Origin of the sequence: Shewanella sp. SM23, assembly GCF_025654295.1 — a bacterium.
GTDB lineage: Bacteria > Pseudomonadota > Gammaproteobacteria > Enterobacterales > Shewanellaceae > Shewanella > Shewanella oncorhynchi.
In genome coordinates this window covers 184,260-208,460 of the sequence record NZ_JAKKRM010000005.1, presented here as the reverse complement: position 1 = coordinate 208,460, position 24,201 = coordinate 184,260, and the positions used below count along the sequence as shown (strand labels likewise).

The following is a 24,201-nucleotide window of genomic DNA, read 5'->3' as shown; positions in this document are numbered from 1 at the left end:
CTTATTTTCAGCGGTGAATGTCAAAAAAGTAGCAGACGGAATTTATCACTGCTTCACAGTTTGTGATTCGGACTAAATGTCGCTTGATAAATCACCACTTTTACAAACTCGGTTGTTTTAATAGACTAATAGTTATTATTTTGACGCTTATTTGTACACCTCACTCTTTAGCTAAGTAAAAAGCCATCCACGGTCAAATTGTAAATCAAGTGTTACATTTCAACCCCATGAATTAGATATACCTTAAGCATCGAACTGGGCAGGTTGAAAATACCTTCTACATTGAATTATGTCTCGAAGTCCGTGGAGACATAAAAAGAAAATGGAGTTCAACATGCATAAGAAACATTTAATTGCAGTCGCGGTCGCAACTGGACTTGCTTACTTCCCTGTTAACGCTAATGAATACCAAGCGAGTATGGTAAGTGTCCCACAATCTAAAGCCATCAAAGATACTTACATTGTTGTATTCAATACCCCAAGCATTCTTAATCTAAGTAATAACAACACCATAGCTGAATTCGCGACTAAACAAGCCGAGAGTTTAGTCAACCAATATGATGTCACTGTGATGAAAAACTTTGGCAATGTGCTCAATGGTGTACTCATCAAGGCCAGCGCCCAACAGATTAAAGCACTGCGTAAAGATCCAAATGTGAAATACATAGAACAAGATCAAATCATGTCAGTAACGCCTATGGTTGAAGCCAATGCCAATCAACCGAGTCCGACCTGGGGCATAGACAGAATCGATCAACGAAACTTGCCATTGGATAGTAACTATCACACGGATTTCGACGGCTCTGGTGTAACCGCCTTTGTGATCGATACTGGCGTGCTTAATTCTCACAATGAGTTTGGTGGTCGCGCCAGCAGTGGCTATGATTTTGTGGATAATGATTACGATGCGACTGACTGTAACGGCCATGGTACCCATGTGGCAGGAACTGTTGGCGGCGCTACCTACGGTGTGGCTAAAAACGTCAATCTTGTGGGCGTCAGAGTACTCAACTGTTCAGGTTCAGGTAGTAACTCTGGCGTGATTGCAGGGATAAACTGGGTGAAAAACAATGCTTCCGGCCCCGCCGTCGCAAACATGAGTTTAGGAGGCGGCGCCTCCCAAGCAACTGATGATGCAGTCAATGCCGCAGTTGCCGCAGGGGTCACTTTCGTAGTGGCGGCGGGTAACGACAACAGTAGCGCTTGTAATTACTCACCCGCACGGGCGGTAAATGCCATCACGGTTGGTTCAACCACCAGTAACGATTCCCGCTCGAGTTTTTCTAACTTCGGGACTTGCCTTGATATCTATGCGCCAGGTTCGAGCATTACGTCTGCTTGGTATAACTCGAATTCAGCGACTAATACCATAAGTGGTACCTCAATGGCTGCCCCACATGTGGCAGGCGTTGCCGCATTATACTTAGATGAAAATCCAAATCTCTCTCCCGCACAGGTGACAAACTTACTCACGACGCGCGCCACGTCAAATAAAGTTACAGACGCGAAAACAGGCTCACCGAATAAGTTACTGTTTTCACTTGCAAGCGATGATGGTGGCTGTGGCAATAATTGCCCCGTCGATGAAACACCGCTGCAAAATAATGTGGGTGTCGCAATCAGTGGCGCCACAGGTTCTGCGACGTATTACTACATCGATGTCCCAGTCAATGCGGCAAGTTTAGGGATCAATCTAGCGGGTGGTTCTGGTGATGCGGATATTTATGTCAGCCAAGGACAAAAACCGACGACAACAAGCTACCAATGCCGCCCCTATCAAAATGGCAACAACGAGAGCTGTAACTTCACCACACCTACGGCGGGTCGGTGGTATGTGATGGTGCAAGGCTATAATAATTACGCCAATGCCCAACTGACAGCCAGCTATAACCTGAATGGCGGCGGAAGCTGCACCGATGCAAACTGCTTAACCAATGGCGTACCTGTCACGAATTTAAGCGGGGCAACGGCAACAGAGAAACTGTATAAGATAGTGGTTCCAGCCAATAGCCAACTCAACATTGCCACCAGTGGCGGAACTGGAGATGTAGACCTGTATGTCAAAGCAGGCACTACCCCAACGACCACCAGCTATGATTGCCGTCCCTATAAAAATGGGAACAATGAAAGCTGTTCGATTACAGTGACTCAAGCGGGAACTTACCATGTGATGTTACGCGCTTATTCGAGCTACTCGGGACTACAACTGAGTGCAAGCTACTAACTCATTGACCAAACCATACAATAAAGTTTAAATAAAAATAAGCCCACTAAGATAATAACTTAGCGGGCTTCTTTATGGAATTAGCAGTGTGTAGTCTCACTAAATAACGTTAAAAGCTTGGGGATTTGGCGAGAATAATTGTCGGTTTCGCTTCAATTTGAAGACGCTCAATCACAGCGGCAAGCTTTTCAACACTAAGACGAATTGGGGCTGGCATACTGGCAAATTCGATACTTAGCAGCAGGTTTTTCACTTCGAGTCCTAATTCAGTATCACCTTGAATACTCAGCTTACGCTGGAAGAATAGCGTGTCGGGATCTTCCTTCGCCGCCGCCACTAACACTAGCTCAGCAGAGTTGGCACTGAAGGTCACCTGCGCATCGGTGAGCTCTCTGACTTGCCATTTTCCATTAAAACTGACTTCGAAGGCTAAGTTTATATCTTCCACTCGAATCGCGACCCATTTATCCGTCAAAAATCCAAGCTCATCGTCAGCAGCTTGCTCGGCAAGTAAGAGTTCAAGCAATTGGCTGATGGCTTTTGCTTTGAGGCTAAACGGCATCTTAGCAAGGGGAAAGCCGATGGCTTTTGGGGTGAACTCTAAAAGTTGCTGAGCAAATTTTGCGAAAAAAACAGCGGACATGGTGGGAACCCTACAAGAATAAAACATGATATATCCCAGTTTATCGGGATTTTATGATCTTAAACCTGTTTTAAATCAATTCATCGCCATTCAATCTTACCTACACTCAGCGGCTATCATTTTATCGGGAGCATCACTATGGAGCTGTTGTGTCCAGCAGGAAATCTGGCCTCGCTAAAGTCGGCATTACATGCCGGAGCCGACGCTGTGTATCTAGGGTTAAAAGACGACACCAACGCGCGCTCGTTTGCAGGATTAAACTTCACCCCCGCAAAATTGCAAGAAGCCACTGAGCTGACGCAAAAGCACGGCAAGAAAATCTTTTTGACCTTAAATACTTTTCCAAAGCCCGGTGAAGAGCATCGTTGGTATCAGGCTATCGATTTAGCGGCAAAACTGGGTATGGATGCATTAATTGTCGCCGATCTTTCTTTACTCGATTATGCCCATAGGCACTATCCAAACCTGCCACTGCATTTATCGGTGCAGGCCAGTGCAACCAATCTGGGTGCGCTGAGCTTTTATAAGGAAGCCTTTAACATCGCCCGAGTAGTATTGCCACGGGTGTTATCCATGAAACAAGTACGGGATCTTGCTAAAGTCAGCCCAGTGGATTTGGAAGTATTCGCCTTTGGTAGTCTGTGCATTATGGCCGAAGGGCGTTGCCAGCTGTCATCCTATGTAACGGGCCAATCGCCCAACACAGGTGGATCTTGTTCACCAGCAAAACACGTACGCTGGCAAGAAGAAGGGCAGAACAGATTAACCCGGCTCAACGATGTGTTAATTGATAAATCGGCCCTCGACGAACAAATGGGTTATCCAGTGGTATGCAAAGGCCGTTACATCACAGCAGATCAAGATTCGCCGCAATATTTACTCGAATCACCAACCAGTTTGAATACCTTAAGCTTACTTCCAGAGCTAGCCAAGGCTGGCATAGTGTCGCTGAAAATCGAAGGACGTCAACGCAGCCCCGCCTATGTTGAACAAGTCACTCGAGTATGGCGTCAAGCCATAGACACCTATCTAAATAATCCAGCGCTGTACTCACAAAGCCAAAATCAGCCCCATTGGGAACAAGCCCTAGCGAAAGTATCCGAGGGTCAGATCACTACGCTTGGCGCCTACGAGCGCGATTGGCAATAAAAGGTAAATAGAGAGCAAGATTGACAAAGGACACCTTATGAAGATTTCCCTAGGACCACTGTTGTATTGCTGGCAGAAACAGCAAGTCGCTGACTTTTACCAGCAAGTCGCCGCCAGTCAAATTCCCTTAGTGTATTTAGGTGAGGCGGTTTGTAGCCGCAGACGCGAACTCAAGTGGGGCGATTATCTAGAGCTGGCGCAAATGCTCAAGCAGGCGGGTAAAGAAGTCGTGCTTTCAACGCTGGCCTTAATCGAAGCGCCATCTGAATATACTGAGCTCAAACGCCAGGTCGATAACGGTGAATTTATCGTCGAAGCAAACGATATGGCGGCAGTGTATCTTGCTAAAGAGCGTAAGTTACCCTTTGTCTGCGGCGCGAGTATCAATAACTACAATCGTGCTAGTTTAGACATCTTGCAGCGGTTTGGAATGCAAAGATTTGTCATGCCAGTGGAGCTATCTAAGGCTTGGTTACAACAAGTGATTCAAGAGCAGCCATCATTTGAGGTGGAAGTGCTCGGCCACGGCTATTTACCACTCGCCCATTCAGCGCGCTGCTTTACCGCTAGACACAAACAGCTCACGAAAGATCATTGCGAAACGGTGTGCCGTGAATACAGTAAAGGACTACTCGCGCAAACCCAAGAGCAGCAGCCTTTACTCAGACTCAATGGAATTCAAACCCAATCCGCTAGCTGTTTAGATTTACGCAGTGAAATAGCGGCAATGACACAGATGGGGGTCGATGTGTTTCGAGTATCACCCAGTAGTCTTGACTGCATCACTAAAGCCAATGCTTTGGTTGATACGATTCAAGCGACTAAAAATACTCAGGATTTCTCAATGAATAGCAACCTTGATATAACCCAGTGCAACGGTTATTGGTTTGGTGAAGCGGGCCTTGCTGTGCATGTGAATCCATAGCCTAGAGCTGAAGATAAGTCTAAATTCAAAGATAACTCAGCCAATGATTTTGGGATCTTGGCTGAAGCTTAACTGGCTAAAAAGCAGCACACTTGTCCAACACAATAAACTTCCCAGTCCAATCCATTCTAGTAGGGCTGGCCACCACAAAGTAGGACGCGGCAGTTGCAATACCATCTCCTGATAAAACGGTCTATCGCCTTCGGTCAAACCTAAATTGAGCTGTGGTGCATACAGAAACGTCAACATGCTACATAAGACTATTAACGCCAACAACCCAGTCCAACGGCCAAAGTTAGACTTGCCGAAACAGACCAAGGCTAAGTAGAAAATCGCACTCAAACTCCCCAGATAGAAAAACCATTTCAGCCCAAGAACATGCAAGTGATACACGTTCACCGGAAATAATCCCACGCTCGCTAAAGCCAGAAAAGTGAGAGCCAAACTGATAAAGAAAGGGTATCCCCAGCAAGAAGTCACCTGCTGCAAAGAAGACAAACAATAGAAAACGAGGCTTAAACTGCCAAAAAACAACCCACCGTTGAGAATGACAGCGAAAGACGAATGACCATAAGTCCCTAATTCACTTAGGGTGTGATTCAAAAAATTGAAGCGATGGAATTCAGAATCATCGAACCCCAAAACAGTAATAACAATGCCAATTAAAAGCCCAAAGATCCCCAAAAAACCAAACTTAATGGCCAGTGTTGAGCCGCCTTTAATCGTAACCTTCTGTACTTTTGCGATCATGAATACTAGAGCTGGATGGGAGTAATACTAACTTACATGGAAATGAGAAGATTTAAAGCGGCGGGTATCCGCTTTATGAATAATATTTTTACTTTCATCGTTATTTGCGACTTTTTAGTCAATCACAAAAGCATCAAGATAATGGAGAAGGTCACTTTTAGAGATAAGTCGATTTAAAGGCTTATCGCATAAAAATGTGTCCTAGTGCCCAAGGCTCCTTAACATTACCGCGATATGCACAACAGGTTCTCGCCAATGCTATATAGCCAGAGTTATCTCTATTGCACTTTCAAATCGAACAGAAAACCAGCCAACATGGCGGTAGCGCTAAAGTTACTGATGTTTTTTTGTGCAAAAATAACATCTAGAGAGTTTCACACACATCAGCAAACAAGTAATTAACCAGTCGTTAACCCACCTAAGGCAAATGATTGTAAGGCTATGTTTAATAATGCCTTTACAGCAATGCACGCCAATATAACCACTCTTAATTTATCGACAACTGAAGTAAAATAACTATGCTGTTTTGCTGCTTATATCAAACTAACTAGCGAATCGTTTTACATAGAGAAGCTAAGCGAGTAATCTTCCCCATTCTCGTTTTTGAGTTGAATTTAAATGCACCTTAATTAGCGTCGACAGCTTGTTACGTGCGGCTATTTATTCAAATTTACCATGTACGACTCGTACTTTAAGGTGTACAACATTGGCTACTGAAAATAAAAACCGAAACATTAAGACGATACTCACCTTTATCGTCCCTTCGCTGATTGGTCTGTTGTTATTTATGACCCCTATCAGCTACAACGATGCGATCACAATTCCTATCGCTATCATATCTAAAGCACTGCAAGGCGCATTGAGCGGTGTGCTAACCCTCATAGTGACTATTATTGTTGTGACTACGGCGCTGGCCTCTTTACTGTCAAAAGTGTTTAAGCCCACATTTGTTAGCCAAAATCACTTCCTTAATGGTTTATTGAATGTCAGCCCTATGTGGTTGACGACTCGGATCTTAGGTGCAGTGTTTATCGTACTGACTTACTTAGGTTTAGGTCCAGAGATCATCAACTCCTCGAGCACTGGCGCATTAGTCTTAAACGACTTATTACCTGTGTTGTTCTCGGTATTTATCTTTGCAGGTATGTTACTGCCGCTGCTGCTGAACTTCGGCCTACTCGAGCTCTTTGGCACACTCTTAACGAAAGTCATGCGTCCCGTGTTCAATCTACCGGGTCGTAGCGCTATCGATTGTATGGCCTCATGGTTAGGTGATGGCAGTGTCGGTATTTTGCTGACCAGCAAACAATACGAAGCCCGTTTTTATACCCAGAGAGAAGCCGCAGTTATTGGTACAACCTTCTCGGCGGTATCGATTACCTTCAGCTTAGTGGTGATCTCACAAGTTAAGTTAGAGCATATGTTTGTGCCCTTTTATTTGACTGTGTGCCTCGCGGGTTTTGCCGCCGCTGTGATTGTGCCTAAGTTGCCACCATTATCGTGGAAGAAAGACAACTACATAGATGACACACCACGCATGCCAGATGATGAGCTGATCCCTGCTGGACATGGCGCCTTATCTTGGGGCTTTGATAAAGCCTTAGAAAAAGCCGCCAGTGCCGGTGGCATAAAAGCGGTCTTAAATGAAGGCATTAAAAACGTTGTCGATATGGTATTTGGCATTATCCCTGTGGTAATGGCCATTGGTACGCTGGCACTGATTATTGCCGAGCACACGCCCATCTTTAACTATCTTGGTATGCCGTTTATTCCATTACTCGAATTACTGCATATTCCAGAAGCCACTGAAGCCTCTAAAACAATCGTGGTCGGTTTTGCGGATATGTTTATTCCGTCAATCCTTGCCAGCTCAATTGAATCAGATATGACCCGCTTTGTAATTGCAGCCTTATCTGTGACTCAGTTGATCTATATGAGTGAAGTCGGTGCACTGCTTATCGGCAGTAAAATTCCCGTCAACTTCGTTGAGCTTTTCGTGGTGTTTATTCTACGCACCTTAGTGACACTACCTGTTATCGCAGGTGTAGCCCATTTATTGTTCTAACATTACGCTAGTTTGGGCCTAACGTAGGTTTTAATGTAAGTCCAACAAACGTTCTAAAAAAGGGGAGTCAGATTAACTGACTCCCCTTTTTGCACTAACTCATACACAAACTGACCGTTTTGATTATATAGCGTGACTTAATCGTACAATCTCCACTCGACACCACACAACTCACTTTTGGACAGAAATATGTTGGAAAGTAGTGTTTGGGGAGCAGTAACTTCAGTTGTTAGAAGTTTAGCGTTTACGGGTATCCACTCGCACAGGCTTGCCATGGCATTCGCTCGTCGACTCGCAGCCAGTCCGTCCTTGGATGCTCGACCGCCCCGTCCATGGGGCGGACGGTCGTCTCGCTAATCACCATGGCGCACCTTTCGAGCATTCGCGTAATCTGTAGATTTAAAAGCGTTACGCAGCACGCTTTGGGACATTTTCGAGTTAAAGCCTTAACTCTAACTCGTCATTTTCGGATTAAAAATTCTATGGGTTAACGCCCGCTTAATAGGCGCGAGCTTGCGAGCGTCCTAATTGACGCGCTTGTTAGAATTAAACTCTTCGTCAAAATCTGTAAACCCTTTGTTTAGAAGTATAGAATGTAAATTTTCCATATCTTTTTCACTTAAGGGGACATCTGCCTTTCCTTCATTTTTTCTTAAATCCAGCCTTTCATACAAGGCATCATCTACGCTTTTCCAGTATTCACAGTTCTCCTGCTCTGGAGTTCGTACAATACAGCAGTACTTACTATGAGGTTCGCCATTAACTGGATAATGATGAATGGATTCACTTAACCAATAGAGCTTAGAGTCCAATGTAACAACCCAAGTTTCTTGGTTTTTTCCATCAAACAATTCCTCCGAAAATATTAAAGCTGACTTTCCATACTTTAAGTCTTGAACTCCATTAAAAACATTAATGAGGTGTTTTTTAGGGTTAGTATGACGATCTAAGAAGTTATCTTTTATGTCTTGGATTCTATCCTTTAATTCCTGACTGTAATGCTCTTTTTTTGTGCTAAAACAATATTTAGCTATTTCTGCCTCTACTGCACTTAACATATCAATATCGTTGCATACCGAATCCATATAAATATTGAATTTTTCAAGACCTGTTCGGTTGCCATACTTACTATCTATAATATGAATTTGAATTAGGGAATAATAGGAAATTGAATGCAAATATTGCTCACCGATTGGCAATTCATCAAATTTCAGCTTTCTTGGTTCTTCTTGTTCAATTTCTGAGTCTCTAGTAGCAGTTGGGTGATCTACCATTTGAGGACAAAATATTGATAGAAACACCTCGAACAGCTCAAAGCACTGTTTTTTAAATTTGGGATGAACTTCACTTAAAGCTAGGCCAGGAGTTAGGCAAACACTTTCTGGAGGACACTGATTTAAGAAGTTAACCAGTTCCATCAAACCTAAATCTACAGGATTCCCCCCTTTTAAGATAACATCCTCCATCCTTATAAGGATGTTAAGATCAAGAAGAAGTGATGTTTCGGTTTTTCTTTTTTTGTTCTCAATGACCCTGCTCACTGTTAATTTTGGTGAGCTATCTGTTTCTCTACACGGCTTAATAAATCTTAGTTTTAATCCCGGCAATTTAAACTCCATCTTCCATATAATTCTAACTTTTTATTAGTTCGCATGCGTGTTTATCTCGTTGGGACTGTGAAAACGCGCATGGTTAACTATATGTATGTAAAGAACTTATCAGTTTTCTATCAAATTCACCATCTGGAAAAACGCACATATGCGTTTTTCAAACCAATTATCTAATCCATGAATTTTATAGGTGAATGATTTTAAAGATATTTATTTATACATAAATGTGAAAACATGCAAGAAATTAGGATAAAAATCGTCATTTTTTTAAATATGACTGTATGCCTATCCAGCCTTTAGGCATCGGTAGGAATTGCAACATTTGAGTTATAAGGATGAAAATTTCTAGGTTAGAAAGTCTGATTTTGACTGCACCACAGGCAACTTGTTAACTCATTTTGGGGCAATAGCTTTTTAGCTAAACGAACAGCAGAAGTGTTAGTTAAGATTGGCATTGTTGCAACTGTGACCGTTGGCGGCATGGATGCCGTCGTCGAGCCCTCAGGGACGCTTCTTGTTAAATGCAAGGGCGGCGTGTCACAGAGGAAACAATAACAATTCATGCTGCAAACTGACAACAAAGTTATCTTGCTTTGGGGCAGAAGTAAGTTAAATCAACCTATCGGTTCTAATTGCATCCTGATGTGAATCTTGACAGGTTCAGTCTAGGCTAATCAACCTTTTGTCATCTGCATGTCATCTAAACTTCATCATTCGGTCAAAGCCCCCCACTAAGCTCATATTCGTTAACAGCCTAATAGGGTGAATACGAGATGACAGGATTTAATTTCAGGAAACTTGAGAGGTCTACGCGGGAAGAGATAAATGACCCCAGCCTTTCTCCTCCCATCTTTAATCGCTCAACACAAACGCCAACATTAGCACCAACATCCTCAAATCAATTCAATTGTGCCGCTATTACCCCATCCGCATTAACTTCAGCCCATACAGCAAGCATCACAGTTAACGCCCTCTGGCTATCGGATATCCATTTAGGCTGTAAGGATTGCAAGGCTGACTACCTGCTCAGCTTGCTTGAAACCGTGCGTTGTCAGCACTTGTATCTGGTCGGTGACATAGTCGATTTATGGGCGTTGAAACGTAAGCTGCACTGGCCAGATAGCCACAATAAGGTGCTGCAAAAATTCATTGAACTGGCACAAAACGGCACCCTAGTGATTTATCTGCCGGGCAACCACGACGAACTGATTAAACCCTACGCCGAGCTAAGCCTGTGGAATATTAAAATTGCCCGCCAACATATTCACCACGGAATTGGCGGTCATAAACTCTTGATGCTCCACGGGGATCAGTTTGATGCCGATGTGTGTGTCGGCCGTTTCTACGCCATATTGGGCGACCATTTATATGACCTATTATTGTTCCTCAATCGCAATCTCCATAGCTTGCGGGAACGCTTAGGTTACCCCTATTGGTCACTGGCAAGTTATATCAAGTCCAAAGTGGGTAAGGCTCAAGCCGCTATTGGACATTACCGTCAAGCGGTACTCAACTATGCCCAGCACTTTGATGTTGACGGTGTGATCTGCGGTCATATCCATCAGCCCGAACTCTCGACTCACCCCAGAGCAGCCCAATATTACTCACCACTCAGTCCCCCTGAAAAGAGGCAGATCATCTACGCCAACGACGGTGACTGGGTCGAAAACTGCAGTTTAATCACAGAAACCTTAAGCGGCGAATTACAACTTTGCCGCTGGAACGAGCAAACGCTCAAGCTCGATATTCTCAACAGTATAGCGCTGGTACAACAGCCACCAGAGACGCACAAAGACAAGCAACAAAAAACGGCAGCGCAGCAAATGCCAAACATAAATACCGGCGAAACTCGCCCAAGGGATGTTGCCTAACACTATGAATCAATTACGTAACGCTATGAAATACAATGAAAAAATGCTAAACAGCAACCTTAGCCACAAAAAGCATGCAGTGCCGTTTAAGGCGAATAACATGATTTTTACCGTTGATAATGTGGTTGAACAAAATCTACCAGCGATCAATGACAAACCTTGGCTCGCTAAACCTGCCAAGGCCATGCTGCGTTACCTACTCAATGAAAAACAGTGCAACGATATCGCCAATCAATATACCTATTTACAGGGCGTAGACTTTGTCGAACAAATGCTGGCGAGTTTTGACTTTAGTTTTACCGTGCCCGCCAACGAAATAGAAAATATTCCCTGTGAAGGCCGAGTGGTCATATTCGCGAACCATCCTATAGGTTCACTCGATGCATTAGCGCTCATCAAACTCATCAGTGAAGTTCGCCCTGATATTAAAGTCGTCGCGAATGAACTCTTGATGGCGCTGGAACCGCTGCACTCAATCCTACTGCCGGTGCGCAATATGACTGGTGGCACACCGAAACAACATTTAGAAAAAATCCACCAGCACCTGCGTAACGAAGGCGCAGTGCTGATTTTTCCGTCGGGCGAAGTCTCGCGTCTGCGCCCTAACGGCGTGCGTGATACCCAATGGCACTCAGGCTTTTTAAAGATGGCGATTTCCTGCAATGCGCCCCTACTGCCAATATTTTTAGATGCCAAAAACTCTGCCACTTTCTACGGCGCATCTATGATTTACAAGCCACTTGCGACACTGCTGCTAGTGAAGGAAATGTTCAAGCAGGCTAAACGTAATATGCCGATCCGCATTGGCGAGCTCATTCCCAATGAAGCCGTACGCTCAATGGACTTTCCACTCAAGACAAAGATAAAACTGCTTAAAAATCACTTGTATCGTATCGGCAAAGATAAAGATCCACTGTTTATCACCCAGAGCGCTATCGCCCACCCCGAATCGCGCCGTGAACTGCAAGCGGCACTGCAACAATGTGAACTTCTAGGGGAAACGCAAGATAACAAGTTGATTTATCTGTACCAACACCACGACAGTAATCCCATCATGCGGGAAATCGGCCGCCTGAGGGAAATCGCCTTTCGCGCCGTAGGCGAAGGTTCGGGCAAGCGCCGCGATATCGATAAATACGATTCCTACTACCAACACTTAGTGTTGTGGGATAAAGAGCAGTTTGAAATTATCGGCGCCTATCGTTTTGCCAGTGGTGAGCAAGTCTTAGCAAAATATGGCGACCACGCACTCTACAGCCAATCCCTATTCCAATACGCCGACAGCTTTATGCCCTTTGTGAAGCAAGGGTTAGAACTCGGTCGCAGTTTTGTGCAGCCTAAATATTGGGGTAAACGCAGTTTAGATTATCTGTGGTTTGGCATTGGAGCTTATCTTGCCAAGCATCCTGAATATCGTTATCTATTTGGCCCAGTGTCCATCAGTAATCAACTGCCTGGAAGTGCTAGGGAAATGCTAGTGCACTTCTATGCGCGGGAATTTGCACCTGCGCAGCAGATGGCAGTTTCCATGTCACCCTTTGGCTTATCTAAATCCCAAAAAGCTAAGTTAGATGACTTGTATTTCTCCGAGGATTATCAGAGTAACTTTAAGCAACTCAAACAAGTGCTCGCGAGTATGGGGGCGGCCGTACCTACGCTCTACAAACAATATGGTGAACTGTGTAAAGCCGATGGGGTTAAGTTTCTCGCCTTTGGTATCGACGCCGACTTTGGCGATTGTATCGATGGCTTAGTGCTGGTGGACACCCACAAACTGAAGGGTAAAAAGTATCAACGCTACATAGGCGCACACTTGCCCGAATCGGAGCGGATGCCAATCACAGCGGATGATGAGCCAGAGGTCCAAGATCTTTGAGTTAAAACTTTGTAATGGGTGTTGGCTAAACTTGCACCACTCTGTTATAAGTAACTGTAATGCAGCGCATTAACAGAGCGCATCTTAGGATGCGCAAGCATAACAGGGGATCATCATGCCGATCATTATCGCCGATATTATGAGTACCCGAGTCGTCACGGTTGAAATGGACGATCGATTAACTGTGGCGAAGGAAATCTTCGACCAAGCGAGCTTTCATCACTTGTTGGTCGTCGATGAGTATCAACTTGAAGGCGTGTTATCGGAGCGGGATCTATTGCGCGCGATTAGCCCGAACTTGGGCAGTAGCGCCGAAACCGCAAGAGACTTAGAAACCCTACAAAAACGTGTACATCAAGTGATGACGCGTAATCCGGTTACCGTCGCACCCCACATCAATTTAGACACGGCCACCCGCATGTTATTAGATAACGATATCGGCTGCTTACCCGTGTTAGAGGACGGTAAATTGGTTGGGATTGTTACTTGGAAAGACTTACTGCGGGCCTATTGTGAGTACAGGGCACAAAATCAAAGCGAGTGCTAATCCTAAGACTGCACTCGCTTCTGTTCTCAATAACTCAGTTTAAATCACTCAGTTTACCTAACTTAAATCGCCCAACCACCCATATAAAACACCACTAAACCTAAGGTGATGGCAAGCACGCCTAACTTCAGTTTACGCCATTCGCCACTGCAAATACGGCCTACCACCAGTGTCACAAAACCCAGCATAATACCGGTAACGATATTACAGCTTAAGATGATAAACACAGCGCAGGTTAAGCCCGACATGGCATCAACTTTATCGTCAAAGTCGAGTTTCGCCACATTACTCAGCATCAACAAACCCACATACATCAAAGCAGGCGCTGTCGCATAGGCAGGCACTAAATAGCTTAATGGCGCTAAAAACATCATCAATAAAAACAGTACGCCAACTATGGTAGCCGTTAAACCTGTCTTACCGCCCGCTGCAGTCCCCGCCGCCGACTCGATATACACAGCCGCTGGTGCACCGCCGACTAAACCTGCCACCATACTGCTGACTGAGTCTGAGGTTAAGGCTTTACCACCGCCGACAATATTGTCGTCTTTATCGAGTAAATTCGCTTGCCCAGCCACAGCACGAATAGTGCCGGTCGCATCAAAAATCGCCGTCATCACTAACGCTAATACGATAGGCAAGACCACAGGATTAAAGGCACCCATAATATCGAGCTGACCAATCAGTGAGTGCTCTGAGGTAAAATCAGGCAAGGCGAACAAACCTTGGTATTTAACGCTCGGATCGAACACTAAACCAAATACCGATAGCGCGATAATCACCAACAAAATACCGCCTGGTACACCGCGGCGCTCTAAACCAATTGTCGCCGCTAAACCTATAACGGTAGCGATAACAGGTAAACTGTTAATGTCGCCTAACTTCACCGGTAAGCCTGCGCTATTGGCCACAATCAACTGCACACTATTAGTCGCAATCAAAAGTAAAAACAAGCCGATACCTATGCCTGTACCGTGGGCTATGCCCTTTGGTAAATTCGCCAGTACCCACTGGCGAATACCTGTCACACTCACAAGCGTGAACGTCACGCCCATTAGGAAAATCGCGCCTAAGGTGACTGGAATCGACATTCCCTGACCTAGGACTAAGCTAAACGCAGTAAAGGCCGTGAGCGAAATCGCGCAGCCAATCGCCATAGGTAAGTTAGCCCATAAACCCATGAGCAAAGAACCAAATGAAGCAATTAAACAGGTTGCAATAAACACAGCGCCGGGATCAAACCCCGCTTGGCCTAACATGTTTGGCACCACAATCACTGAGTAGACCATAGCGAGGAAGGTTGTGAATCCCGCAATCACTTCTTGGCGAACTGTGCTACCACGTTGTTGAATAGAAAAATAACGGTCTAGAAACGAACCAGAGGATACGGCTGTTGAACTCAATTGCTCAGACATAATATTGTTATACCTTGTGATCTCTTAAAATGGGGTCGGTACCAATTACACTAAAACGCAATTGGCGACGCTGGCTGCGGCAGATTAGAGCCCCAAATCCATCAGACTTGGGTGAGAGATCCACATCATTTTCCTACTGTGGGAAAAATCCATGATCTGCAAGCAGTGATGCCTCGCGATGATTAAAAAGCCATTAACCATGTAGACGCAGCCGTTGTTGGCCGCGGATGATACTGGAATCTCCCAAAGATAGCTAAGACATCGCCTACACTTCGATAAAAAATTAGCGGCAAAAACTGAAATCTGTTGTTTAAAAAAACGCCTAAACCTATGTAATAACTGCTACTTAATATCACATTAATCACGATAAGAGTCTGCCAGTGCCGCGTAAACGTACGCTAACTTCCCCCCTCCTTCATCTCCCAATATTAGAATATGGTAAGTCAACCAAACCTTGATACTGTGTATTGATACTTGGTGTATTAATGTTACAGGGGTTGTTGTACAAGGAGCCACACTTACGCTTTATGTAACGAACACCTCGTCATTCACACCGCCTGCGTGAATATGCGATCTTGGTAGCTTTATTGAACAAAAAATTACTCTGCTTTTACAGTCACATCAATATGACTTATGCTTAGAGGCACTGATGGGACTACACTTAGCTGACTATGAAAGAAAAAGGATTGGGTATGGACGAAAGGCGTAAGTTTTCGCGGATTCTATTTGCCACGAGCGCACATCTACAACAAGGTGGTGCACAGTGGGAGACGACCATTCTCGATTTGAGTCTAAATGGCGCCTTGGTTGAAGAACCGCAAAATTTTATTAATTCGGGTGATGCTATTACCCTCAGTTTTGCCTTACCAGAATCTGACATTGAGATCCGTATGGAAACTGAGTTGGTCCATCAAAAAAATGCCCAATTAGGTTTGAAGTGTAACTTTATCGATGTTGATAGTATCAGCCACCTAAAACGTATGGTGGAACTGAACCTAGGTGATTCTTCTTTGCTGAATCGTGAACTCATGTTGTTTATCGAAAAACACAATATCACAGATTAAGACACTCGCTCACAGACACAAACAGCGCCTAATGGCGCTGTTTTGCTTGCAGGTGTTAACTCACTCGCGAGCATTTGATGCTAAATCGCTTCTAGCGCTTCGGATAACTTAGAAACACCCACCACTTCCATCCCAGCTGGAGGCTTTTTCGGCACATTGGCCTTGGGCACTATTGCTCGCTTAAAACCATGCTTAGCGGCTTCGATTAATCGCTCTTGCCCATTAGGCACAGGACGAATTTCGCCGGACAGCCCGACCTCACCAAAGGCAACTAAATCGCTAGGCAAAATATCACCGCGAAAACTCGATACCATTGCCAAGAGTAACGTTAAGTCGGCACTGGTTTCAGTCACTTTCACGCCGCCCACCACGTTAACAAACACGTCCTGATCCGACATCTGCAAACCACCATGGCGGTGCATTACAGCAAGCAACATGGCCAAACGGTTTGCATCCATACCCACAGCCACGCGGCGCGGGTTAGACATGGCTGAGTTATCCACCAGCACTTGCAGCTCCACCAACAAGGGCCGTGTGCCTTCCCAAACCACCATGACAAGCGAGCCAGATGATTCTTCTTCACCACGAGAAAGGAAGATTGCCGAAGGATTGGCGACTTCCTTTAAGCCGCGCTCTGTCATGGCAAATACGCCTAATTCATTGATCGCGCCAAAACGATTTTTATGGGAGCGCAAGGTGCGGTAACGACTATCGCTATCCCCTTCGAACATCACAGAGCAGTCGATACAATGTTCCAATACCTTAGGCCCAGCCAAACTGCCATCTTTGGTCACATGGCCGACCATAATCACGGCAATGCCATTTTCTTTCGCAAAACGGGTTAAGTAAGAAGCGGATTCACGCACCTGCGACACACTGCCAGGGCTCGATGCCACATCACTCATGTGCATCACTTGAATCGAGTCAACGACGATGACTTTAGGCAATTCTTTAAGGGCAACTTCGCAAATTTGCTCGACGCTGGTTTCAGACAACATCCGCAATTTATTGGTTGGTAAACCAAGGCGATGGGCGCGCATCGCTACCTGCTGCAACGATTCTTCACCCGTGACATACAGTGCAGGCATTTGCTCGGCCAAATGACACAGAGTTTGCAATAAAAGCGTACTCTTACCTGCGCCTGGATGTCCGCCAATCAAAATGGCAGAACCTGGTACAATCCCACCACCGAGTACTCGATCTAATTCGCCAAAATGACTCAAGATCCGCGGTAAGGCATTAAGATCGATTTGATCTAATGTCTTCACTTCATTGCTGCTTGCTCCGGCATAACCGACAAACTTAGTGCTGCGCCCAGGCGAAGCTGCACCGAGCCTCACCTCAGTGATCGTATTCCATTCTTGACAAGCGCTACACTGCCCTTGCCAACGAGGAAAGTCTTGTCCACACTCATTACATACGTACGCCGTTTTATTCTTTGCCATAACTCATTAAAATCTGTATAAAATCAATTTAAGTAACTACGAATACTGCCGACATAAGACTAACAGCCCAATACAAAATAAGCATTAAAAAGAACCCTACATGAGTCTAGATAACCATAGTGCACTCATCGAACAGCTCAAGCCATTGCTCATGGAACCTAACTTCCAAGAGATTTTCCAGCAGCTGACGATAGATGAAACCAATTCGACCCGTTTTCTAGTGAAAATGGAACTCAGTCGTTTGGCTTCACCATGCACACGAATTATCGATCTCAGGGATAAATCTGAGCTTCCTTGTGTTGAAGTGATGTTAGGTCAACAGCGACATTTTTTAGATGAACCCGCCAAAAACAGTATGCATGAGGCCATGTCACTGTTTCGCAATCAATATACCTTGGGAGTATACGAGTATGTGCTCAATGCTCACCAACAACGTCGGTTAAAGTTGCGCCAAGGTGTCACGCAGGTAGAGGCCGCTGAGTCAGAGCCTTTTATGGTGCCCGGCGTGGTATTAGGCAGTTATTTCAACCGCACAGAAGAGCGGATGAATTACAGTATTCGCATCGCAGCATCGCAAACCGGTCGTGGTGAAGTACAAGGGATAACTGCAGATTTATCCGTAGGTGGTGCCCGTATTCGTCTTGCAGCCAACCATCCCTTCGATCTCGACCATCCCCTAAAAATAAAGTTACTGGAACTCAGTGAGGAGTTTTACTATCCCGATCTCCAGCTCGGTGTTGACTATGAGGTTGTCGATAGCCAAACCAATGGCGAATATATTTGGTTAAGACTCAAGCGTATTGGGGGCAGCGAAGCCTTAAGTGAAATGCTTGGCAATTTAATCCGCGGCTACAAACTGCGTTACAAAGTAGATGTGAATGATGTGATAGTCACAGCAACAGGGCTTGGATTTGAGCGTCATTATTTACCCCATTTACCGCACTTACCTTTATATTTCAATACTCAAACGCAAGGTTTGAGCCACATGCTACTCAGCCGAGATAACCAGCAGATAGTGCATTATTTTCAAGATGAAAATGATGTGAGCCAGTTACCAGCTATGCTGACACCAAGCCGTTTATCTGAGCTACTTAATCATCCTGAAAATCCCGACCATGGGCTATTTTTTAGCTTTACCTATAATGCCCAAGGTTGCTTATATTTTTACTCTGCCACCTTAGCAGAGCTTAAAGCTAAGGGCATGATGCCTTTATTTTTAGGCTTTGCATCGACCAAGCCCAGCTGGCGGATCTTCAAAGTCACCCAAGATAAAATTTATCATGATAAGGGTTATCGACGTGCGACCCTCCCCGGAGATGAAGCAAAATTTAGCCCATTGGTCGAACAACAATTATCACAATTTAGCCATTTGCTTCAGCTCATCGAAATCAGCAACGAAGATACCAGAGGCCATTACAAAGCTTGGCAAGACGATAGTAATGCCAACGCCCTAAAAACCTTTGGTCAACAAAGACTGACCACCAATCAAATTAAGTTAGTTTCCATGCAGTTTAGCGAGCGACGCCAAGAAGCGCGTTTCGCCTTTAAAACCTTAGTCAATGTGACTCAAGACAAGCACAAAGCCACGGGCATTACTTTAGATATTTCTAGCCGAGGCATGCAATTAACCTTGGATAATCCTGCAGATTTTTCATCAAATAAACCACTACTGTTAAGCTTCCCAAAGCTCCAAACCATTGCAGGCAAAACACAGCTAGATAACCTCCCCTACCGCTTAGTGCGTACCCGCAAGAATGGTGTAACCTTACATTTAACCGCCGTTATGGGTCATACGCCCCATGTTGGGGTCGAATTTTTAAATAAACTTATCGCCCATAACAAAGAAAAATTAGAGCAACTCACCGAAAACAATAGTGAAATCAAAGAACTTGCAGATGGTTTAAAAAATATTTTGATGCATGATTTACATTCTGTGCCCTATTTTGTTGAAAAAACGACAAAATCTGCCCAAGTCGCTTGTTTAGGCGTTGGTACACAACAGGATGAGATCAGCGATATTTTTGCCGCGGGCACCTCAGATACTCTGCAATATAATTTAGCGCCGCTGCTAAAAGACGGTTTTTTTAAGCGAGATATTCTCGAACCTATCCGTCAAATGAAACCTCAACAGGACATGGATTTTATTGAAGTGTTTATTCAGTTAATTCGTCAATCTCGCGGAAAAATCTTTTTAAAGTGCACTCTTGCAACTGAAATCGGTGGTGTCGAAGCACAGATAACCTTTATCAATCAGAGCAAAGCATTAGGCAGATTCCTCGCCCTACGGATTTATCGCGGCGCGACAGAGAAGCCTGACATGAACTACCTACGCCGTGAATTGGAATACATTAATATTCATGCAAACCATAAAGCTAAACAGTTAGAAGAACAGTTATGGCGTGTGATTGGTGTCGGCGAACTGTTAGATATTACCCAAGAAGTCGAATTAAGATACCCAGTACTTCATAAAAAGCAGTCTTAATTGTTCAATACCGCCAGATCAAAACTTAAATACCAATCCCTTATCTTAGGAAAATGATCACTGGTGGCATCTAAATGCGTCAGCATATCTGCATGGCCATAGTCATGCTTAAAGCCATTCTCCTTAGCGAGAAGCGTCGATTTAACCCGTTTAAAGCCACACTCTACGACCATATCCGCCACATCTTCTGGATGCCCCAACACAGTATCGTTTTGCCCTGAGATAAACCAAGCTGGTGGCCAATGAGCGCGCTTTGCCGCTTTCGCATAATCAAACCCATCATCGTGATCGATCCAATCGCCCCGCACCCAATCGATACTTTGAACTAATGAGGTACGGCTCTCATTGTCCATACCAATGCGCAGCTTATCGGCGGCGAGGTAACCTTGGCCCATCGCTAAACCTGGCGCTAAACGATTCCAAAAAACATCAACCATTAACCACTTTTTGAAGGACTTAACCCGAATTGTCCGTTTGCTACCGAAAGTAAGCAGTGAACGAACGCTTTGCTGCAAATCAGGATATCGGGCCAAACTACTCGCCATCAACACGCCGCCCCATGAATGGGCACACCAATGCACCTGCGAAGGCGCCACGGCTTTATGAGTCGTCTGCTCTTGGCAGACTTTTTGATGTAAATCGAGAATAGCCTGCTGCACTAAAGGTAACTGCTCGCGGATCACTTCCCCCTGCCCTAAGGTAAAATCACGATCGATTTTAGGCAAGCTGAGCCCTCTTCCTGCAGTATCCAGCACATACACCACAAATCCCGCCTTCGCTAAATAACAACCAAGACCACGGCCACTCTGGCTATAAAACACCCGACCGTTAGACATAGCGCCATGGAGCATGAGGATAGGCGTCTTAGAAAAATCAGGCGCAGCCGGTAATAACTGGCGTAGATGCAGTTGACCATCGCGGTACGGCAGATAGATTGAAGACTGTGAAATGGTCGAAATTGAGCCTTGGGCGAGCTGAGTCAAAATAAGTCACTGGTAGTTTATCAATATCCCTAAACTACCAGCTCATCAATAAAAGACAAGAGTCCTTACTCTAACTCAGTCTCTATCCAGACTTATATTTAAATAAATGAATAATCTAGATTTGTAGCAGGTAAGGTAGAACTCGCAGGTCGAGGTGACGAATATTGGCATCCGCCGCCGCTGCCAGCTTAGGTTTGGCATGGAAAGCGATACCAAAATCCGCTGCCATCACCATAGGAATATCATTCGCGCCATCGCCGATCGCGACTCTTTGGCCTTTTGGAATTTGCCACTGCTCACTGCAACGCTCAACCACATCCGCCTTAAACTGCGCATCCACAACTTTACCTGTTACTTCACCCGCAAGTTTACCGTCAGTGATCACTAACTCATTAGCAAAGGCCGCATCTAAGTTTAAAAGCTGCCTTAAATGGCCAACAAAAGGCGTAAAGCCGCCAGATGCAACCACTAAACGCCAGCCATGGGATTTAAGCTCTAAAAGCATAAGCTCAAGCCCAGGCATCAAAGGCAAGTTGTCGCACAAGGTCGTGATAATACTGGCATCAGCGCCCTTAAGCTGCGCCACACGCTGACGCAAACTCTGCTCAAAATCTAGCTCACCTTGCATAGCACGTTCAGTAATCGCCGCCACGCGCTCGCCAACGCCCGCCATAGCCGCTAATTCATCAATACATTCAATCTGAATCGCCGTTGAATCCATGTCCATCACTAATAAACCGGGATGATTCAAGCAAGGCAAATCAAAATTGATGACATGCAATTCAGCTAAAGACTGCGGGAATGCCGCTAACTGCGCCTGAGAAGGCAAATTTACCAGTGCCAACTCGATACAATGTAAACCAACTTGGCGTTCGATATGGGCGATACCGATAACGTTAGACTGAGGCAATTGCGCTATCCAGGCCGATATTGTCGCCTCTACCGCGGCATCTTGATAAATAATTCGCACACGTGAAACACCAGCGGGGTTTGCTGACTCTTGATAACGTTCAAACACTTGCCCTTGGCGTTCAAACCTTGGGGAATGGTCAGAGACTAACCACAAAAAAAGCGCATCTTGGTTCAAGCTTTCCATCGGACTTAAATTCTCCAACTATCGGGCTCACTCAGAATCAATTATGATTAGGCAAGCGCTCTACATTTTAAGGGTCAAAGTGTTATATCTTAAAGGGCTAAAGAAAAGCCATAAAATCAGTAGACTGATCCAAATTGCCGCCGCCTTCGCCTTAATATTCGGCTTAGTGCAATTGTGGCAAACAAGCCTACTACAAGGTCAGCTGCTTCTAAAGTCCCAAACTCAAAAGATGGCCAGATTACTGGTACAGCAAACCGCTTATGGTGCCGCGCCCGCGCTACAACTGCAAAATGATGAGCAGTTGCAATGGCTCGCCAGCGCTTTAGTGGAAGATCCTAAGGTGATGTCCGCCGCAATCTTCAGTGACCAAGGCATGCGGCTATCCTTCGCTCAAAGCATCACTAAGGATGTAGTTGATCCTGACTCGGAAGAAATGAATTTGCTGCTAAGCAAATATCCTCCCTATGTAGAGCCCGTGATCCAAGAAGGGAAAAATCTAGGTTATGTCGAAGTCAGGCTTGATACCAAGTTATTTTTCAATGAAATCAAAGAAGCCCATAATTTAAACATGGAGCAACAACAAATCATGCTGCTGGTTGCAGGCTTGATTGGTATGTTGCTTTCACGCTCTTTGTCTTTCAAACGTGCCGACTTCGACCGCCGTCGCTTTCGGGTTAAGTTGCGTCAAGCGCCGAAAAAACCTGAGAAACGATCCTCAACTGAAGAGCCATCAGAAAGTGTTAATGATGGTTTGGCGCAAGAGCCAACCGAAGATAAACCGGTGGCTACCACTGATAACCCACAAGAGAAAGCGACTAAGCCCACTAAGGCACCAAAAGCAGTGACAGAGGCAAATACCGATAAGCTCACTCAGACCAGCGTGCGAACTAAGGCCGAAAAAACGTCAGAAAAATCATTGGAATTACAGGATAATACAACAGTTGAAAACGCGACAAACAATGCGGAACAAGCGGCACCTGTTAAGGTTAAACCTAAAGTGAAAAGTGTCCGCCGAGTAAAACACGCGACTAAAACAACAGCCGCTGCGGCCGAAACCTCTACGCCAAAAACGCTCAATGAGCCAAGCGATCTCGACACAGATTCAACAGGTTAATATCTATTTCGATAGATAAGGTAAATCACTAATCTATTGATAGCTAAGCTCTAGATAAGCCATAAACAAGCAATTTCTAATAACCAAACCATTAATAACAAAGTCGAATAGAACAGCCGCTAAAAATTGACATAAAAAAGGGTTCGCATTGCGAACCCTTTTCAGTAGCACACTCTTACAGCGTAACAGTTACAGTGTAATCGCCGCTTCTAATGTCATGATGATCATATCATTGAATGTGGTTTGACGTTCTTCTGCAGAAGTCTTTTCACCGGTGCGGATGTGGTCAGATACAGTCACAACGCACAGGGCACGCGCACCAAACTCATGGGCAACACCGTACAAACCCGCCGCTTCCATTTCAACACCTAACACGCCCATTTTCTCCATCACGTCAAACATTTGTGGATCAGGAGTGTAGAACAGGTCCGCAGAGAAAATGTTACCTACGCGAACTTTAGTGCCACGAACTTTCGCAGATTCGATAACCGCATTCATCAGCTCATAGTTAGCGATAGCGGCAAAATCTTGGCCTTTAAAACGTAAACGGTTAACCGCTGAGTCAGTACATGCACCCATACCGATGATCACGTCACGTACTTTAACGTCAGTGCTGATCGCACCACAAGTACCCACACGGATCAGGTTCTTAACGCCGTAATCACGAATTAATTCAGTTGCATAGATAGAGCATGAAGGAATACCCATGCCAGAACCCATTACTGAAATACGCTTACCTTTGTAAGTACCAGTAAAACCTAGCATGTTTCGAACATCAGTCACTTGCTCAACATTTTCTAAGAATGTTTCAGCAATATATTTTGCACGTAATGGATCGCCTGGAAACAGCATTGTCTCAGCGAATGCGCCCTCTACAGCATTAATGTGTGGTGTTGCCATCGAAATAACCCCTGTTTATTTTATTAAGACTTAAGTCTTTGT

General features: G+C 44.9%; 18 protein-coding genes. 10 read left to right on the top strand and 8 right to left on the bottom strand.

Going from position 1 to position 24,201, the window contains the following annotated elements; genetic code table 11:
* Nucleotides 1-334 precede the first annotated feature (334 nt).
* On the top strand, nucleotides 335-2,224 hold the full coding sequence (locus L5L98_RS09005) for a S8 family peptidase (RefSeq protein ID WP_263140148.1): 1,890 nt from the start codon (nucleotides 335-337) through the stop codon (nucleotides 2,222-2,224).
* A gap of 109 nt (nucleotides 2,225-2,333) precedes the next feature.
* Here the strand turns inward: L5L98_RS09005 and L5L98_RS09000 are convergent, their stop codons facing one another.
* Nucleotides 2,334-2,867, bottom strand: coding sequence for an SCP2 domain-containing protein (locus L5L98_RS09000; RefSeq protein ID WP_219234640.1), 534 nt, complete (start codon nucleotides 2,865-2,867; stop codon nucleotides 2,334-2,336).
* Nucleotides 2,868-3,005: 138 nt separating this feature from the next.
* Between L5L98_RS09000 and L5L98_RS08995 the strand changes: the two genes are divergently transcribed.
* A complete protein-coding gene (locus tag L5L98_RS08995; RefSeq protein ID WP_113939322.1) occupies nucleotides 3,006-4,016 on the top strand; it encodes a peptidase U32 family protein in 1,011 nt (336 codons plus the stop codon).
* A gap of 37 nt (nucleotides 4,017-4,053) precedes the next feature.
* Entirely contained in the window at nucleotides 4,054-4,941 is an 888-nt protein-coding gene (locus L5L98_RS08990) for a U32 family peptidase (RefSeq protein ID WP_259523928.1), read from the top strand.
* Between the two features lie 36 nt (nucleotides 4,942-4,977).
* Here L5L98_RS08990 and L5L98_RS08985 read toward each other — a convergent pair whose 3' ends face one another.
* On the bottom strand, nucleotides 4,978-5,691 hold the full coding sequence (locus tag L5L98_RS08985; protein WP_028761881.1) for a hypothetical protein: 714 nt from the start codon (nucleotides 5,689-5,691) through the stop codon (nucleotides 4,978-4,980).
* Nucleotides 5,692-6,397: 706 nt separating this feature from the next.
* On the opposite strand from L5L98_RS08985, the gene L5L98_RS08980 reads away from it, so the two are divergent.
* The gene (locus tag L5L98_RS08980) at nucleotides 6,398-7,756 is read left to right on the top strand and encodes a YjiH family protein (protein WP_131523258.1); all 1,359 of its coding nucleotides are present in this window, start codon (nucleotides 6,398-6,400) and stop codon (nucleotides 7,754-7,756) included.
* A gap of 524 nt (nucleotides 7,757-8,280) precedes the next feature.
* Here L5L98_RS08980 and L5L98_RS08975 read toward each other — a convergent pair.
* Nucleotides 8,281-9,363 (bottom strand): hypothetical protein, encoded by a 1,083-nt coding sequence (locus tag L5L98_RS08975; RefSeq protein ID WP_226058377.1) that lies wholly within the window; start codon nucleotides 9,361-9,363, stop codon nucleotides 8,281-8,283.
* 776 nt (nucleotides 9,364-10,139) lie between these two features.
* Between L5L98_RS08975 and L5L98_RS08970 the strand changes: the two genes are divergently transcribed.
* From L5L98_RS08970 to L5L98_RS08960, 3 genes are all read left to right on the top strand, one after another.
* Complete coding sequence (locus L5L98_RS08970; RefSeq protein ID WP_219251213.1) at nucleotides 10,140-11,237, top strand: UDP-2,3-diacylglucosamine diphosphatase; 1,098 nt, start codon at nucleotides 10,140-10,142, stop codon at nucleotides 11,235-11,237.
* Nucleotides 11,227-13,113 (top strand): lysophospholipid acyltransferase family protein, encoded by a 1,887-nt coding sequence (locus tag L5L98_RS08965; RefSeq protein WP_263140138.1) that lies wholly within the window; start codon nucleotides 11,227-11,229, stop codon nucleotides 13,111-13,113. The genes L5L98_RS08970 and L5L98_RS08965 overlap by 11 nt, the downstream gene beginning before the upstream one ends.
* A 115-nt stretch (nucleotides 13,114-13,228) precedes the next feature.
* The gene (locus tag L5L98_RS08960; protein ID WP_263140136.1) at nucleotides 13,229-13,660 is read left to right on the top strand and encodes a CBS domain-containing protein; all 432 of its coding nucleotides are present in this window, start codon (nucleotides 13,229-13,231) and stop codon (nucleotides 13,658-13,660) included.
* A 62-nt stretch (nucleotides 13,661-13,722) separates the two neighbouring features.
* Here L5L98_RS08960 and L5L98_RS08955 read toward each other — a convergent pair whose 3' ends face one another.
* Nucleotides 13,723-15,075, bottom strand: coding sequence for an NCS2 family permease (locus L5L98_RS08955; RefSeq protein ID WP_105251716.1), 1,353 nt, complete (start codon nucleotides 15,073-15,075; stop codon nucleotides 13,723-13,725).
* A 692-nt stretch (nucleotides 15,076-15,767) separates the two neighbouring features.
* Here L5L98_RS08955 and L5L98_RS08950 point away from each other — a divergent pair.
* Complete coding sequence (locus L5L98_RS08950) at nucleotides 15,768-16,139, top strand: PilZ domain-containing protein (protein ID WP_263140133.1); 372 nt, start codon at nucleotides 15,768-15,770, stop codon at nucleotides 16,137-16,139.
* 80 nt (nucleotides 16,140-16,219) lie between these two features.
* Here L5L98_RS08950 and radA read toward each other — a convergent pair whose 3' ends face one another.
* A complete protein-coding gene (gene radA / locus L5L98_RS08945) occupies nucleotides 16,220-17,584 on the bottom strand; it encodes a DNA repair protein RadA (RefSeq protein WP_006082696.1) in 1,365 nt (454 codons plus the stop codon).
* Between the two features lie 100 nt (nucleotides 17,585-17,684).
* Between radA and L5L98_RS08940 the strand changes: the two genes are divergently transcribed.
* A complete protein-coding gene (locus L5L98_RS08940; protein WP_263140130.1) occupies nucleotides 17,685-20,066 on the top strand; it encodes a PilZ domain-containing protein in 2,382 nt (793 codons plus the stop codon).
* On the opposite strand, the gene L5L98_RS08935 is transcribed toward L5L98_RS08940, so the two are convergent.
* Together L5L98_RS08935 and serB are read right to left on the bottom strand one after the other, a co-directional pair.
* On the bottom strand, nucleotides 20,063-21,049 hold the full coding sequence (locus L5L98_RS08935; RefSeq protein WP_263140129.1) for an alpha/beta fold hydrolase: 987 nt from the start codon (nucleotides 21,047-21,049) through the stop codon (nucleotides 20,063-20,065). The genes L5L98_RS08940 and L5L98_RS08935 overlap by 4 nt on opposite strands.
* Before the next feature lie 115 nt (nucleotides 21,050-21,164).
* Nucleotides 21,165-22,145, bottom strand: a complete 981-nt coding sequence (gene serB / locus L5L98_RS08930; RefSeq protein ID WP_173497509.1) for a phosphoserine phosphatase SerB — start codon at nucleotides 22,143-22,145, stop codon at nucleotides 21,165-21,167.
* 79 nt (nucleotides 22,146-22,224) lie between these two features.
* Here serB and L5L98_RS08925 point away from each other — a divergent pair, with 79 nt between their 5' ends.
* Complete coding sequence (locus L5L98_RS08925; protein WP_263140127.1) at nucleotides 22,225-23,259, top strand: YtjB family periplasmic protein; 1,035 nt, start codon at nucleotides 22,225-22,227, stop codon at nucleotides 23,257-23,259.
* Nucleotides 23,260-23,448: 189 nt separating this feature from the next.
* On the opposite strand, the gene deoD is transcribed toward L5L98_RS08925, so the two are convergent.
* The gene (gene deoD, locus L5L98_RS08920; protein WP_006086929.1) at nucleotides 23,449-24,159 is read right to left on the bottom strand and encodes a purine-nucleoside phosphorylase; all 711 of its coding nucleotides are present in this window, start codon (nucleotides 24,157-24,159) and stop codon (nucleotides 23,449-23,451) included.
* Nucleotides 24,160-24,201 lie beyond the last annotated feature (42 nt).